We start from the raw sequence: 14101 nt of genomic DNA, 5'->3' as shown, positions 1-14101 counted from the left end.
CGCTTTTTGTCCTGCGCGCCCTTGCGGTGCATGATGTTCTTGAATTTGGAATGGCCTGCCATGGTCTGCTGCTTGTAGCTTTCTGGTGAGACTTTGGCGGTTCCCCTAGCCGAGACGCGCTGTGGCGGCAATCGGGTGCGCACACGCCCTTTTAACCCGCGCTGCGGCATCAGGGATGCGATGAGAGCCCTGTTCGAAGAATTTGCCGTCTGGCTGGCCCGGCCCTGGATGTTCACGCCCAGTGGATTGCGCGCGTCCGGAGCTGGGCAGTTCCTGCGCACCATGCTGGCGCTGCACCTTGTGGTGCTTCTGCTCGTTTTGCTGCCGCTGCTGGGGCTGTGGCAGAAGGCGCTTGCGCTGCCCTCGCCCGAAGCGTTCGATCAGGTCTCCAAAGTGATGCTGGTGCCCTTCGTGGTGGTGGTGGCGCCGGTGGCGGAGGAACTGGCATTTCGCGGCTGGCTGACGGGAAGGGTCCGGGCGCTGTGGTTGGTGCTGTGCGGCTTCGTGACCGCCGGCTTCCTCGCGATGGTCAACTTCCACGTCTACGAAGTGCAGGCGAGCCTGGCCGTACTCGGCATGGGGCTCATTGCGCCCGCTGGCTGGTGGTGGCTGCGCCGGCGCGGGGTCGTGCCGGGGTTCGAACGGACGTTTCCGGTGCTGGTGTGGCTGTCGATCGTGGTCTTCGGCCTCTCGCACCTCAGCAATTATCCGCGCTTCTCGTGGGCACTGCTACCGATGGTGCTGCCGCAGATCTGGACCGGAATGACGCTGAGCTATACGCGGATGCGCATCGGGATTTTCGGTTCGATGCTGATCCATGCGGCGGCCAATGGCATTTCGGTCAGCCTCGCGCTGCTGGGTGGCTAGAGTACCCGCTGCCACCAGCCGACATCACGCCACGCGCCCATCTTCCAGCCAACCTCGCGGTAGATCCCGACAGGGGTGAAGCCGCAGGCCTCATGCAGCGCGACGCTGGCCGGGTTGGGCTGCGCGATACCGGCGAAGGCAGCATGGAAGCCCTTGGCCTTGAGCCGCGCAAGGAGCTCGCCATAGAGCGCGCGGCCAATCCCGGCGCGGGGGAAGTCGGCGCTCACATAGATCGCAACATCGCAGGATGAGGCATAGGCCGCGCGGGTGCGGTGCGTGCTGCCATAGGCATAGCCGGCAATCGCGCCATCACGTTCCGCCACGAGCCAGGCGTGGCTTGCGCCATAGTCTGCAATGCGGCGCGCCATCTCCTCGGCGTCGGGCGCGTCCAGCTCGAAGCTCACCCAGCTGCCCTCGACATGCGGGCGATAGATCGCGGCGCAGGCGGCTGCGTCTTCCGGGCGAGCATCGCGGATCGTCAGCCCTTCCGCCATCGGTCAGGGGACCTGCTTGATCACCGCACCGCGCTTCATCACGAAATCGACGTGCTCAAGACGGGTCACGTCGGTGAGCGGATCGCCGTGCACCCCGATGATATCGGCCGGCATGCCAGGTGCGATGCGGCCTACGGTGTCCTCGCGGCCCAGCGCTTGGGCGGCGTTCACCGTGGCGGCGGCGATCGCGGCGGCGGGTGTCATCCCGGCGCGGACCATCAGCGCAAACTCGCGCGCGTTGTCGCCGTGTTTCGAGACGCCGGTGTCGGTACCGAACGCGACCTTCACGCCCATCCTGATCGCCAGCTCATGCGATTTGCGCTCGGCAGCGCCAGCCGCTTCGGCCTTGGGCAGGACCGCAGGAGGATAGAGGCCAGCGCGGGCCTGCGCCACAGCGGTTTCGGGCGCGAGCATGGTCGGCACGAGCCAAGTACCATGCGCGATCATGGCCTTGATCGTGGGTTCATCAAGGAAGGTGCCGTGGTCGATCGTATCGACGCCCGCATTGACTGCCGCCATCGTGCCGGCGGCGGCATGGCTGTGCGCCGCGACCTTGCGGCCAAAGCCATGCGCGGTCTCGATCAGCGCCTTCATCTCCGCGTCGGTCATCTGCTGGCCGAGCCCGCCCGCGACATTGGAGAGCACGCCGCCGGTCGCGGCAAACTTGATCACTTGCGCGCCAAGCCGGATCTGCTCGCGCACCGCGCGGCGGCAATCGTCTGCGCCGTTGCAGAGGTTTTTGTAGTCATGCGGAGCGAAAGCGCCGTAGCTCTCCTCGTTGAGCCCGCCGCTATCGCCGTGTCCGCCCGAGACTGAAATCATCGTGCCGGCGTTGATGATGGTGGGGCCAGGCAGTTCGCCCGCATCGATCGCATCGCGCAGCGCACGGATGCCGCGCGGCGGCCCACCCAGATCGCGCACGGTGGTGAAGCCCGCCTCCAGCGTCTGCCGGGCGTGCTGCGCCGCGAGATAGGCATAGTCCTCGCGGTCGCGGGTGGCTTGCTCCAGCCTTTCACGCGTCGGATCGCCATCGCTGAAGAGGTGCACGTGCAGGTCGGTGAGGCCCGGGAGCACGAAGGCGTCGCCCAGTTCGACCGTGGTCGCGCCCGCCGGCGCCGGCAGGGTTCCGTCGTTGACGCTGGTGACCACGCCATCGGTGATCACGACGGTCGAGGCGCCGCGCGGAGGCTTGCCGGGCTGATCGAGCAGCTGCCCGGCGTGGAGGTAGACAACCTTGGGCTGCGGCTTGGCCGCTGTCTCGGCTGCTGCAACCGGGGCGGCAACCGCGATCAGGGCGGCGAAACCGGCAAGCAGGGCGGGGCGGGAAAGGCGCATCGGGTTTGGCTCCGGCAAAAGGTCCTGCCGCAGCCTAGCGCCTCATCGCCCCGCGTCCAGCGCTGCTATTCGATGCCCAGCGCGTTCTTGTAGGTGTCGAGAATCATTTCCATTTCACGGCGATCATCGGGCTTCAGCTTCCTGAGGCGGACGATCTGGCGCATGATCTTGGGATCGTAGCCCACCGCCTTGGCCTCGGCGTAGACGTCCTTGATATCGTCGCCGATGCCCTTCTTTTCTTCTTCGAGGCGTTCGATACGCTCGATCAGGAGGCGCAGGCGGTCGTCGGCGGCATCGGCCATGGGGTAGGGTCTCCGGTCAGAAAAGGTTGGCTCCGTTAGGGCCGACAGACCGATTCGCGCAAAACCCCGCCTGTGGAAAGTTTACGCCTGTTCTCCGCCCTTGAAGCCTTGCGCGATCACGTACCACTCGGAGGAGTCCTTGCGGCTCGCGGGTGGTTTGGCGTGTTTCACCGTCTTGAAGTTGCGCTTGAGGATCGTCAGCAGTTCGCCGTCCGTCCCGCCGGCAAAGACCTTGGCGACAAAGGCGCCGCCGGGGGCGAGCGTCTGGACCGCGAAATCGACCGCGGTTTCGACGAGGCCCATCGTGCGCAGATGGTCGGTCGCCTTGTGGCCCACGGTGTTGGCGGCCATGTCCGAAATGACGAGGTCAGGCGCACCGCCGAGCGCGCCAAGAAGCGCAGCAGGGGCTTCATCGGCCATGAAGTCCATCTCGAAGATGGTCACGCCCTCGATCGGCTCTACGGGCAAGAGGTCGATGCCGACCACTTCGGCTTGCGGCGCCTGCTTGCGCACGACTTGCGCCCAGCCACCCGGCGCGATGCCGAGATCGACCACGCGGCGCGCGCCCTTGAGCAGGCTGAAGCGCGTATCGAGCTCGATCAGCTTGAACGCGGCGCGGCTGCGCCAGCCCTCCGCCTTGGCCTGCTTGACATAAGGGTCGTTGAGCTGGCGCGCGAGCCAGCGGTTGGACGAGGCGGTGCGGCCCCGCGCCGTCTTGACCCGCGTGCCCGGGTCACGGCCGCTGCGGCTCACGATGCGCCGCCCGCATGTGCGCTTTTGGACGCCTGAACTGCTTCTGCCGCGCGCCGGTCGCCCAGTCCGCCCGCCGCCATGAGACTGCGCAGGATACCTTCGCGGATGCCGCGATCGGCAATGCCGAGCCGCTCGGCGGGCCAGATATCGAAGATCGATTCAAGGATCGCGCAGCCCGCCACGACGAGGTCAGCCCTTTCGCGCCCGATGCAGGGGACGGCGATGCGCTCGGCCGGCGAGATATGGGCAAGGCGCTGGCTGATCTCGCGCATCGAGGCGGTGGGCACGATCACCCCGTCGACCGCGCTGCGGTCATACTGCGGCAGACCGAGGTGCAGGCTGGCGAGCGTGGTGACGGTGCCGCTCGTACCGAGGAGGCGCAGGCTGCCATTGGCAGCTGCAGTTTGGCGCGCGAGGGTGACTCGCTCGGAGAACCCGGCGAACCCATCGGTGATCCGCGCGCGCATTTCGCCATAGGCCGACGCGCGGGCTTCGGGCGTGAGTTCGATCGGGCCGATGCTTTCGGTGAGCGAGACGACGCCCCAGGGCACCGATTGCCAGTCGAGGATGCGCGGCACCGCATCGCTGGTATCGACGAGGACCATTTCGGTCGAACCGCCACCGATATCGAAGATCATTGCCGGGCCGCAGCCGGGTTCGAGCAGGATGTGGCAACCCAGCACGGCGAGCCGCGCTTCTTCCTCGGCGGTAATGATATTGAGCCGGATGCCTGTCTCGCGGTGGACGCGCTCGATGAACGCCTCGCCGTTGGTGGCGCGGCGGCAGGCCTCGGTCGCGACCGAGCGGGCGAGATGGACGCCGCGCTTGCGCAGCTTGTCGGCGCAGATGTGGAGCGCGCCAAGCGCGCGGTCCATCGCCGCTTCGGACAGGCGGCCGGACTGCGCGAGGCCTTCGCCCAGCCGGACGACGCGGCTGAACGCATCGATCACCATGAAGTGATCGCCCGAAGGCCGCGCGATGAGCAGGCGGCAATTGTTGGTGCCGAGATCGATCGCGGCATAGGCCTGCCGGTGGAACGGGGGCGTCTTCTGCCAGGGCGCGCGCGGTGGCTCCAGCGGGGGCGGGCTCGAGACGACGGGCGAGGGTGCGCTCATGGCAAGACTGGCTGCCGCCCGCGTTTCGGGCTGCGCGACAACACTGGCTTCGGGCCCGGCAGGGGTGCTGGCCGACGCTATGGGGGCAGGACGGGCCCCTTTGGGCTTGCTGCGAGACGCTATTCTGCGCCCCCGCCGCTTGCCTGGCCGCGTCTTGCGCTGCTGCGCCAGCGGATCGAATTCCGCCATGTCTACCAATCGCTTATGTTTTCCCGCCAAGGGACTGCCCGGCAGGTACTTGACACGCACTCTAGCGATCCTGCGGCTTCGGGGCAAGCTTGGCGCTGGACGCGCACCCGCCTCGCTTGACTTGGGCCAAAGCGCCGCCTAAAGGCGCGCCTCCGTTGCCCCGTCGTCTAACGGCAAGACTACGGATTCTGATTCCGTCTATCGAGGTTCGAATCCTCGCGGGGCATCCACTCACCACCGGCTATCGCATTGAATATGCGATCATTTTTGCCGTGGCGAGAATCTCCGTTCCCTCATTGGAACCCTCATCGCAGTAAACACTTGTGGTGCTCAGGTATGGGCTTGGCTGGACGCGCTTGGATTTTCGTCTCGTTCATTCGATATCGACAAATGCGAGCCATAGAGCGATGAGAGCGTTGGAGCATGATCGATGGCACAGACATTTACGTTGCGGATTGCTGACAGCTATTCCCCGACCACGATGCCATTGGCCCGGCTGGGAGAGTATCTGACGGCTCTCGGCGAGTTCCTTGGCGAAACTGGTAGTGTCCACTTTGATTCGATTGAAGAGGGCTCCACGCTGCTTTGTGCCCGTGCCGATCATGAGGCCGCGCCTAAGGTTGTCGCTCGTGTCCATCGCATCTCCATCGGAGAAGCGACTGACGCAGAAGCAAAGGCCTATGCGCGCATCGACGATATGCTTCGCGACGACAACGCTACGGGACGCCTCTTCGTGTCCGGGACCAATGTGATCCATGTCGATTTCGAGGGTCGGAACCGTCCACGTCCGATGGTGTACGGGCCCGTGAAGCAGGCCGGCGTGATCGATGGCGAAATCTTCCGAATCGAGGGTCGCGACTCTACCGTGCATATTGGCGTGGTCGACGGAAAGCGCTCCTACTCTCTCGAAGCGCCAGCCTCTCGTGCCCATGAGCTTGCTCAGTACTTTCGGAGCGGACCGATACGCTTCAAGGGCGAGGGAACCTGGCACAGGAACGGCGAGGGGCGTTGGGAGCTTCGGCGGTTTCGGATCGATAGCCTCGCTGCCTTGGACGACACTCCGTTAAGCGAAGCAATTGAAGTTCTGAGGAACGTTGGCATCGGCGATTGGCGGAATGTCGAAGATCCGCTTCAAGAGCTTGCCGACGAGCGGCGCGAAGAAAGCGCGCGCCATTGATCGTCGCCGTTGATAGCGGGGTGCTGCTTCACCTCATTGACCCAGACCTGCCAGCGCGGCCGGATCCGACAACGGGCGAGCGCACCTCGCATTGCCGGGAACGGATCAATCACCTCATCGACACTATCTCCCGAGCGGGAGGGCGGCTCGTAATACCAACGCCGGTACTAGCGGAGGTGCTGGTTAAGGCAGGGGCGGCAGGTCCAGATTGGCTGGCCGGTATCGCCGCCAAGCGAACAATCCGGATCGCGGCGTTTGATCAGATGGCTGCCGTTGAATGCGCTGCACTCAGCCGAGAGCGAGCTAGACGTGCCAAGGGAGGCACGAGGGCGAAGGCCAAGTTCGACGAGCAAATCGTCGCCATCGCGATCGTAGAGGGCTGCGACGAAATCATTGCGGATGACAGAGACATTCGGAACATTGCGCCGACATCGTTGACAGTCCGGACCTTGGCGGAACTTCCCCTGCCTCCGCAAAGCGATCAAGGGTCGCTGCCTTTGGACGAAGGCTAGGCAACGGCATCGATCAAAACTGCAGATAACCTGTCGGAACTATAGGTCCGCGGACCGTGCAGGCGATCGCGAACCTTCAGTTAGGAGGGCTGAAAGTGGCGGAAATCTGCGACAGAACAAAATCGAGTGAGGCAGGGTAAGCGCGGGTTGCACCTGCAGTTTGGAGCACCTGCCATGCTTGGTCGCAGGGAGCCCGCTGAGCGTGTGCGGCCGGTCGACCATGACACGGGAGGGTCGAAGCCCCTTGCGCCTCTGAGCGCCCACCGTGGCGCACCTGGCAGCAAAAACGCGGGTCCTACCCACGGCATTCCGGGGGCTTAAGCGCTTGGAGGCCCCAAAAAAAGCGTCACACCCCGGTTTTGGGCAATCCGAGAGTCCGAAGTTTCAGTTTCGTGCCGATCGCAGATGCAAAAAGGGCCGCAGCGCACTCCCACGCTGCGGCCCTCCGCCTCTGCCGGCGCGAAAGGATTACCGGCTTCGGCTATCGTGTCACGGCATGGCGCTCTGCACCCGCACCGGGCCAAGGCGCACGGCTGGCGCTGCCTTGCGGATGGCGTGCTGCAGGTCGATCACACCCGAGGAAACCGGGACTGTGCGGCGGTAGTCGAGAAGCCTATCCATCCCCGCCAAGCCTTCGACGGCCTGCCTGGTCGGCAGCTTTACGCGCACCATTGACGGCGCGGTGTCCGCCAATGCCGCCGCGTCCGCGAAAATCGAAACGATCTGGCGCGCTGCTTCCTGTGCGGATCTGCGAAGAGCTTCAGACAAGGGCGATAGTGCCGCTTCGATCTGGCGCTGCGCTTCATCCGCTGTCGTCGTGATCTCACGCCGAAGGCCGCGTTCCCGCTCCTGGAGTTCAGCGATGGCCCGGCGAAGGGTGTCCCGCTCTGCAGTGAGCGCGTCACGCCCCGGCGCAAGCCCTGCCGCCGCCGTGGCATCATCGCCGGCCAAGAGGGCGTCCGCCACGGTCTGGCCAGCAAGCTCGAGCGCATTGGCGAGGATATTGCCGATCTCCCGGCAACGGGCCTCTGCCCGGTCGACGGCTGCCAAGGCTTCCTCTGCCTCTGCCTTCAACTGCTCTGCCCGGCTGTTGAGCGCGGACAGGTCAAGCGCATGCTCGGCCAGCTAGGCTGCTTCCGCTCAAGCTTCGATCTCGCCGCTGCTGCGCATGTTGCCGCGCTAGGCCCCCGCGAAAGATCCTGTCCTCAGAACCTTCGCTCTGCGCGTGATGGGCCTGATGACGTTTCGCGTGGGGCTGCTCGCGGAAGCCGAGGCCATCGGCACCGAGCTGATGGCGGGGCTCAGCGGGCAAACGGCCTATGGCGCGGTTCTGCGCTACGATCATTCCACCGTGACGCGCGGCAACCACGCGCTCACCATGGCAATCACCGGGCGGTTCGATACCGCGCTTGCGCTGGTGGAAGAGGCGGTGCGCGATGGCGCGCGCCTGCGCAATCCGGCCTCGTTCTGCTATCTCGTCAGCAGTCTCGCCTGCCCGGTTGCGCTCTGGTTGGGTCTGGACGATCTTGCCCGCTCCTATGTCCAGAGGCTCGCGCGCGAGGCGGAGGACAACCGCTTTACCTATATGGCCGAACTGGCAGCCTGGTTCTTGCGGATCCTCGATCTGCGCGCTGGTTTCTCTCCGCCGCCACTGGGGCTGCAGCCACCTTTGCCGCACGACAGGATCATGTTCATTACCACTTTCGCTCCCTGGTGTGACGCAGAGGCGGCCGCGCGCGCCGAGGCCAGCGCGCCGCATTGGGCCACTGCCGAAATCCTGCGAGCCCATGGCGAAGCGCGGCGACAAGCGGGCCATCCTGAAGTGGCACAAGCGCTGTTCAGGCGGGCCCTGGCGCTGGCGGAGGAGCAGGGCAGCAAGCTTTGGGCCCTGCGCGCCGCAACCTCACTTGCGCAGGATCTGCCCCGTGAAGACGCCTTGCGCCTGCTCGAGCCCGTCCTCGCCGGCATCGAGGGCGATGTGCGCTACGGTGATGTTCGCAAGGCGCGCGCAGTGCTCGGAGCCTGACACGCTCAGTCGGGCGCTTCGCCCAGCCCTCCGGTTACCAGCGCAAGTGTAGCCGCCGCCCGCAGCGCCGCCGCATGCGCTGCCACCGCCGCGTTATCAGCGGCAAGCCTTTGCTGCTGCGCCAGATGCACCGCAGTGATCGCACCGGCCCCGCTGCGGAAGGCGGCGAGCGCTGCATCGAGCGTCGTCTGCGCAGCCGCCTGCGCTTCTGCGGCTGCGACATTGGCTTCCAGCGCGCTGCGCAGGCCATTCTGCGCCATGACGATCTCGAGCACGGCGCGGTCTTGCGTGTCTTCCAGCCGCGCGGCTGCTGCTTCGGCCCTGCTCTGCGCCTGGGCGAGCCGCGCCGCGCGCATACCGCCATCGAGCAGCGGCACGCGCACGCCGATGAGAAGTGCTGCACTATTGCGCGCACCGGAAAGGGCAAGGCTCGGAGTCTCGCCCCCGGAACCGGACCAGCTGCTGATCGTGCGCGAGCCCTCGACATGCGTCGCGCTGCCCGCCGCAAAGACCTTGGGCAGAAAATCGGCCCGTACCGCCCGCACGCCTTCCTCGCTTGCCTTGCGCGCGGCAAGTGCCGCCAGCGTATCGGGTCGGCGAGACAGCGCATAGGCCACCGCCTGCTCGGCCATGTCCGCCATATCCGTCGTGAGCTTGCGTTCCGGGGCATCGGCAAGGCGCAGCCGTGCGAAAGGTGGCAGCCCGATCGCGGTGAGGAGCCGAAGCCGGCTGTCGGCGACCAGCGCATGTGCCTCGACGGCGCCCAGCCGCAGCTGCGCTGTCGCCTGATGAGCGTGCGCAGCTTCGACCGCCGTGCCGACCCCTTGTTGGAGCCGTGCCTTTGCCGCTGCCTCGATCTCGAGACCCAGTGCAACCGCACGGTCCGCGTTTGCCGAACGTGCCCGCGCACTCACATCATCGTAATAGGCAAGCGCAACCTGATACGTGATCTGCTGGTGCGCGGCCGTGAAGGCGATGTTGGCGGCCATCGACTGCTGGCGCGCCGCGTTCACGAGCGCCGCACGCTCGCCGAAATCGTAGAGCAGCCATTCGAGAGAAAAGGTCGCAACGGCACTGGCGCCATCGCTCTCGCTATCGCCTCGCTGGCCAAGCGCGGTGAGACTGGAACTGCTCGCGATCCCGCCGGCAGCCCCGGTAAAGGCAAGCCGAGGCCCGTAGGTGCCGCGTGCGAGGTCTACTCCAGCTGCGGCACTGCGCGCATCTTGCCAGGCAGCCCGGGCGCGCGGGTTGGCAGAATGGGCAAGGTTGACAAGCTCGGGCAAGGTATAGGCGTGGTCGGGATCGGTCCGCGCAGCCTCGTGCAGCACCGCAACTGCCGGATTGGCCGGGAGGACGAAGCCACCCGTCACGCCTGCTTGACGGGCAGGCGCTGGCAATATTTCCCCGGCCGTGCTCGTGCGAGGCGCCCATGGCCTGTCTGGAGCCAGCGGTGCGAGATGGGCGCCCGGAGTGGCGCACCCGCTCAGGGTTGTCGCTGCCACCAGCCACGGGAGCATGACGACGTGTCCACGCCAGCACAGCATGTTGTGTTCTCCGCATCACAGTCGCCCACCATCGGGTTGCCGGTCGCGACCAACTCGGTCGACGCCAGCCCTGCTGCGCGGCTCTAGACCTATCGAATGGAGCGGGGACGTGAGACGTCGTTAGCTATCGGCGGCAAGCGGACTGGCTCGAACTGGCCAAAGCCTGGTCAGCGAAAAGACCTGTGCGCAACGGCTGCCACGCGAAAGGCCGAAACGGCGCAGATCAGCCATCCGCCCGAGGCACCTTGATTCCCGCCAGGCGCTGATCCCCTCCTCGCGAAGACGAGCCAACGAGGACCGCAACGCGCAGACCGCAAGAGCGGGAGACGTCAGGGTACTTCGAAGCTGATCTTGCCGGCCATGGCATGGCCATCCGCCGCGGCGGCCTGCCAGCGCACGTCGTAGGAGCCTGCAGGAAGGGACTTCTTCAATGCCAGCGTCAGCGTCTTGCCGTCGGGTGACCAGCTAACGGTGAAGTTGCGGATAGCCATCTCGCCGTGGTCCTTCATGCCCGGCATTCCCGTCATGACAATGCTGGTGGCGGCGCTCGGCGGATTGACCGGCTGGCTGAAGGTCAGTGTGATGGCCTTGGGCGCCTTGACCTGAGCGCCCGCAGCCGGTGTCGAGGCGGTAAGCTGCACGTGGGCGAGCACGGCAGTTGGAGCGAGCAGGGAGAGGGCAACGGCGGCAAGAAGAGAAGAGGCTCTCATGGTCATTATCCTTCGTGCTGATCAGAACCAGAAACGGATGCCGGCGAGGAAGCTCGTGACAGATGGGTTTTGCCCACGGGCGCGGGCGTAATCTGCACCCTGTCCGGTGCGCCATGAATGCTCGATGCCAACATAGGGAGCAAACTCGCGCCTGAACTCATAACGCAACCGCGCGCCGAACTCGATCTGATCAAGTCCAGCCCCGACGCCGAGCAGCGGAATGTCCTGCGCCGACAGATTGGCCTCGACGCGCGGCTGGAGGATCAGGCGCTGGGTGATGCGCTGGTCGACTTCGGCCTCGATCCGAGCGGTCAGGTCGCCGCGAGTGGAAAGGAACAACGCGGCGTCGATCTCGAACATGTAGGGGGCAAGGCCCTGCACGCCGATCACGGCATGGGTGGTGCCGGGCCCGGCGATATCGTGGCGGATACCGACCTGGAAATCCCAGAAGGGCTTGAAGGCCCGGGAGTAGAGCGCCTGAACCTCTGCATCATCGGGAGCTGAGCCCCAATTGCCCTCGCCCTCGCTCTTGAACCACAGGCGGCTGGTGGGGGTGCCGTAGTAGCCTTGGATGTCCCAAAGGTAGATGTCCCCGCCCTTGCGCGCCTGGGTTTCGATGCGGTCGCCCTGAAACCAGAACACAGGGAAGCTGCCGTGTGTGCGGCGCAGGTCGTCGCGCGAGGCCGCCATTGCGTTGGCGCCCCAGATCGCATCGGCAGCGCGCGGCGGCCCGCTCCCGGCTTCCGGCGGAGGCGGGGTTTCCATTTGTGGTCCCGGCGAGACGGGCGCGTCGGTCTTGGTCATTTCGTGCCCGGCGTGCGGATCCGGCGCCGCTTCCGGCATGGCCTGTCCGGCCTGTGGATCCTGCGCCGGGGCCGTCATGACGTGCCCTGCATGCATATCCTGTGCGGCCAGCGGCGCGGCGGCAAACAGCGCAATGAGGGCAATCAGCGCCTTCATGCACCCGCCTCCGGACGCATGACGGTCACCGTCTGCATCATCCCGCCATGCATGTGATAGAGCAGATGGCAGTGGAACGCCCAGTCGCCGGGTTCGTTCGCGGTCAGATCAAACTGCGCACTTGCACCGGGCTGCACGATAACGATGTTCTTGCGCGGCTGATGCGCGGGATCTTCGCCGTTCACCAGTTCGAAGAACATGCCGTGCAGATGGATGGGGTGCGCCATCATGGTGTTGTTGACCAGCTTCACGCGCACCCGCTCGTTCCAGGCGAAGCGGATCGGCTTGTCGCTGACGGCGGAATACATCTCGCCATCGAAGGACCACATGTAACGCTCCATGTTGCCGGTCAGGTGCAACTCGAGCAGGCGCGAAGGTTCACGCGTGTCAGCATTGGGCTCCAGAGCCGACAGCATCCGGTAATTGAGCACCCGGTGATCCACATCGCGCAGGCCGAGACCCGGATCGCCGAGCTTGTCGACGGGCGCCATGGAAACCATGTCGATCCCGGGGCCGACCTTCACGTCGGGCGGCAACAGCAGCGTGTCGCGCATTTTCATGCCCGCCATGCTGTGCGCGCCGCCGCCGTGCTCGCCGTGACTGCCTCCGCTGTTGCCATGGTTCATGCCCATGTCGCCCATATCGAGAACCGGGGGTTTGCGCGGGGGGGGAATGGGCGCGCGCGCGCCGGGCCGGCTCGCCAGCGTGGCAAGCGCCAGGCCTGAACGGTCCATGCTTTCCGCGACGATCGTGTAGGCTTCGGCGCGAGGTTCGATGATCACATCGTAGATCTCGGCGGTACCCATCTGGAACTCGTCGACCTCGACCGGTTTCACATTCTGACCGTCGGCGGCAACGACCGTCATCGGCAAGCCCGGTATGCGCACGTTGAAGAACGTCTGCGCAGCGCCGTTGATGATGCGCAGGCGCACCCGCTCGCCGGGAGTGAAGAGGAATTCCAGCCCTTCCCTGGGCCCCCGCCCGTTGGCGAGGTAGGTGTAGGTCGATCCCGTCACATCTGCGATGTCGGTCGGGAGCATGCGCATCTCGGCCCACATCCGCCGGTCGGCTGCGGAGAGCGGGTAATCGTCGGCCCAGCTGGTCTGCTGGTAGTTGAAGTAGCCTTCGCCCTTGCGCAGCCGGTCCATGATCTTGTGCGGGTGGAGCGGCGTGAACTCGCTGAGGAGGAGGATGTAGTCGCGGTCGAACTGAACAGGCTCTGCGCCTGCCGGGTCGACGATCAGCGGACCGTAATGCCCCTGCTGCTCCTGAAGCCCTGAGTGGCTGTGGTACCAGTAGGTGCCCGATTGGCGGACGGGGAACTCGTAAGTGAACGTCTGCCCCGGCTTGATCCCCGGAAAGCTGATCCCCGGCACGCCGTCCATGTGAAAAGGCACCAGCAGCCCGTGCCAGTGGATCGAGGTGTCCTCCTCCAGGTGGTTGGTGACGTTGAGGCGCACGCGCTGCCCCTCGCGCAAGCGGATCAGCGGCCCCGGCACGCTGCCGTTGACGGCAATGCCGTGGCCCTTTCGCCCCTGCACCACGCGCTCGCCTGCGCCCACGGCCAGATCGATCACTGCGCCAGAGACCTGGTCAAAGCCAGGCCGGATCAGCCCGCCACTGCGTCCGCGATGCATGCTGTGACCCTGCGCCCATGCTGGAAGCGCAGAGGCTGCCGCGATGCTCGCCGAAGTGGCGATGAGCCCGCGCCGGGTCAATGAAAGGGAGAAGCGGCTCATTGTGGTTGCCTTGATGTGAAGCGGTGCTGTCCTTGCCTCCGCACCCTTGTCCCGCTTCCACCTGCTGGATCGGGACGAGGGTGCGGTATCGGCTCAGATACTGACCGCCGGGTATCCTGCAGATGCCAGAGCAAGGGTGAACTGATGCTTGTTCTCCCCGGTTTCAAATTCGATCACCCGGTTCGGCATGTCGAAGCCGACGTCCGCGTGCGGATCCACCGAAGCGATCGCTTCGCGAACGGACTTGGCGCAACCGCCACACGTCATGTTTGCAATGCGGAATTTCACGTTGAATGTCCTGATTCGTCTTGGAGAGACGCACCTTGTCCGGCTTCCCAGCGTTGTAAGGTCAAGCGGCAATTTTGCAGCAGGCCGAAA

At 65.5% G+C, this 14101-nt stretch carries 16 protein-coding genes and 1 tRNA gene; 5 read left to right on the top strand and 12 right to left on the bottom strand.

Annotation, left to right across the window (positions count from 1 at the left end):
- Positions 1-236, bottom strand: a 236-nt coding sequence (locus Q0082_RS15690) for a hypothetical protein (protein WP_298194414.1), incomplete at its 3' end; no start/stop codon positions are given.
- A gap of 46 nt (positions 237-282) precedes the next feature.
- Between Q0082_RS15690 and Q0082_RS15685 the strand changes: the two genes are divergently transcribed.
- Complete coding sequence (locus Q0082_RS15685) at positions 283-867, top strand: CPBP family glutamic-type intramembrane protease (RefSeq protein ID WP_298194412.1); 585 nt, start codon at positions 283-285, stop codon at positions 865-867.
- Here the strand turns inward: Q0082_RS15685 and Q0082_RS15680 are convergent.
- The 5 genes from Q0082_RS15680 to Q0082_RS15660 all read right to left on the bottom strand — a co-directional run bounded on the left by Q0082_RS15680 (position 864) and on the right by Q0082_RS15660 (position 5055).
- Entirely contained in the window at positions 864-1361 is a 498-nt protein-coding gene (locus Q0082_RS15680; RefSeq protein ID WP_298194410.1) for an arsinothricin resistance N-acetyltransferase ArsN1 family B, read from the bottom strand. The two genes, Q0082_RS15685 and Q0082_RS15680, sit on opposite strands and share 4 nt — an antisense overlap.
- A 3-nt stretch (positions 1362-1364) precedes the next feature.
- Positions 1365-2696, bottom strand: a complete 1332-nt coding sequence (locus Q0082_RS15675) for an amidohydrolase family protein (RefSeq protein WP_298194408.1) — start codon at positions 2694-2696, stop codon at positions 1365-1367.
- Between the two features lie 65 nt (positions 2697-2761).
- A complete protein-coding gene (locus tag Q0082_RS15670) occupies positions 2762-2998 on the bottom strand; it encodes a DUF2312 domain-containing protein (RefSeq protein ID WP_298194406.1) in 237 nt (78 codons plus the stop codon).
- An 81-nt stretch (positions 2999-3079) separates the two neighbouring features.
- The gene (locus Q0082_RS15665) at positions 3080-3751 is read right to left on the bottom strand and encodes an RlmE family RNA methyltransferase (protein ID WP_298194404.1); all 672 of its coding nucleotides are present in this window, start codon (positions 3749-3751) and stop codon (positions 3080-3082) included.
- On the bottom strand, positions 3748-5055 hold the full coding sequence (locus tag Q0082_RS15660; protein WP_298194403.1) for a Ppx/GppA phosphatase family protein: 1308 nt from the start codon (positions 5053-5055) through the stop codon (positions 3748-3750). Before Q0082_RS15660 ends, Q0082_RS15665 begins: the two co-directional genes overlap by 4 nt.
- Positions 5056-5211: 156 nt before the next feature.
- Between Q0082_RS15660 and Q0082_RS15655 the strand changes: the two genes are divergently transcribed.
- The 3 genes from Q0082_RS15655 (at position 5212) to Q0082_RS15645 (ending at position 6744) form a co-directional block, all read left to right on the top strand.
- Positions 5212-5285, top strand: a tRNA-Gln gene (locus tag Q0082_RS15655).
- Between the two features lie 200 nt (positions 5286-5485).
- The gene (locus Q0082_RS15650; protein ID WP_298194400.1) at positions 5486-6232 is read left to right on the top strand and encodes a hypothetical protein; all 747 of its coding nucleotides are present in this window, start codon (positions 5486-5488) and stop codon (positions 6230-6232) included.
- On the top strand, positions 6229-6744 hold the full coding sequence (locus Q0082_RS15645; protein WP_298194399.1) for a type II toxin-antitoxin system VapC family toxin: 516 nt from the start codon (positions 6229-6231) through the stop codon (positions 6742-6744). Before Q0082_RS15650 ends, Q0082_RS15645 begins: the two co-directional genes overlap by 4 nt.
- A gap of 489 nt (positions 6745-7233) precedes the next feature.
- On the opposite strand, the gene Q0082_RS15640 is transcribed toward Q0082_RS15645, so the two are convergent.
- Entirely contained in the window at positions 7234-7818 is a 585-nt protein-coding gene (locus Q0082_RS15640; protein WP_298194396.1) for a hypothetical protein, read from the bottom strand.
- A gap of 154 nt (positions 7819-7972) precedes the next feature.
- Between Q0082_RS15640 and Q0082_RS15635 the strand changes: the two genes are divergently transcribed.
- A complete protein-coding gene (locus Q0082_RS15635) occupies positions 7973-8770 on the top strand; it encodes a hypothetical protein (RefSeq protein ID WP_298194394.1) in 798 nt (265 codons plus the stop codon).
- Between the two features lie 5 nt (positions 8771-8775).
- Here the strand turns inward: Q0082_RS15635 and Q0082_RS15630 are convergent, their stop codons facing one another.
- The 5 genes from Q0082_RS15630 to Q0082_RS15610 form a co-directional block, all read right to left on the bottom strand.
- Positions 8776-10140, bottom strand: coding sequence for a TolC family protein (locus Q0082_RS15630; RefSeq protein WP_298194392.1), 1365 nt, complete (start codon positions 10138-10140; stop codon positions 8776-8778).
- Between the two features lie 503 nt (positions 10141-10643).
- Complete coding sequence (copC, locus tag Q0082_RS15625) at positions 10644-11024, bottom strand: copper homeostasis periplasmic binding protein CopC (RefSeq protein ID WP_298194389.1); 381 nt, start codon at positions 11022-11024, stop codon at positions 10644-10646.
- A gap of 21 nt (positions 11025-11045) precedes the next feature.
- Positions 11046-11984 carry a copper resistance protein B gene (locus Q0082_RS15620; protein WP_298194387.1) on the bottom strand — a complete coding sequence of 313 codons (939 nt, stop codon included), beginning with the start codon at positions 11982-11984 and terminating at the stop codon, positions 11046-11048.
- Positions 11981-13723, bottom strand: coding sequence for a copper resistance system multicopper oxidase (locus tag Q0082_RS15615; protein ID WP_298194385.1), 1743 nt, complete (start codon positions 13721-13723; stop codon positions 11981-11983). Before Q0082_RS15615 ends, Q0082_RS15620 begins: the two co-directional genes overlap by 4 nt.
- Before the next feature lie 93 nt (positions 13724-13816).
- On the bottom strand, positions 13817-14011 hold the full coding sequence (locus Q0082_RS15610) for a heavy-metal-associated domain-containing protein (protein ID WP_298194383.1): 195 nt from the start codon (positions 14009-14011) through the stop codon (positions 13817-13819).
- Between the last annotated feature and the right edge of the window lie 90 nt (positions 14012-14101).

This window comes from Novosphingobium sp. (assembly GCF_027489515.1).
Taxonomy (GTDB): Bacteria; Pseudomonadota; Alphaproteobacteria; order Sphingomonadales; family Sphingomonadaceae; genus Novosphingobium.
The sequence above is the reverse complement of the archived record's forward strand: the minus strand, read 5'-3'. Positions and strand labels throughout refer to the sequence as shown.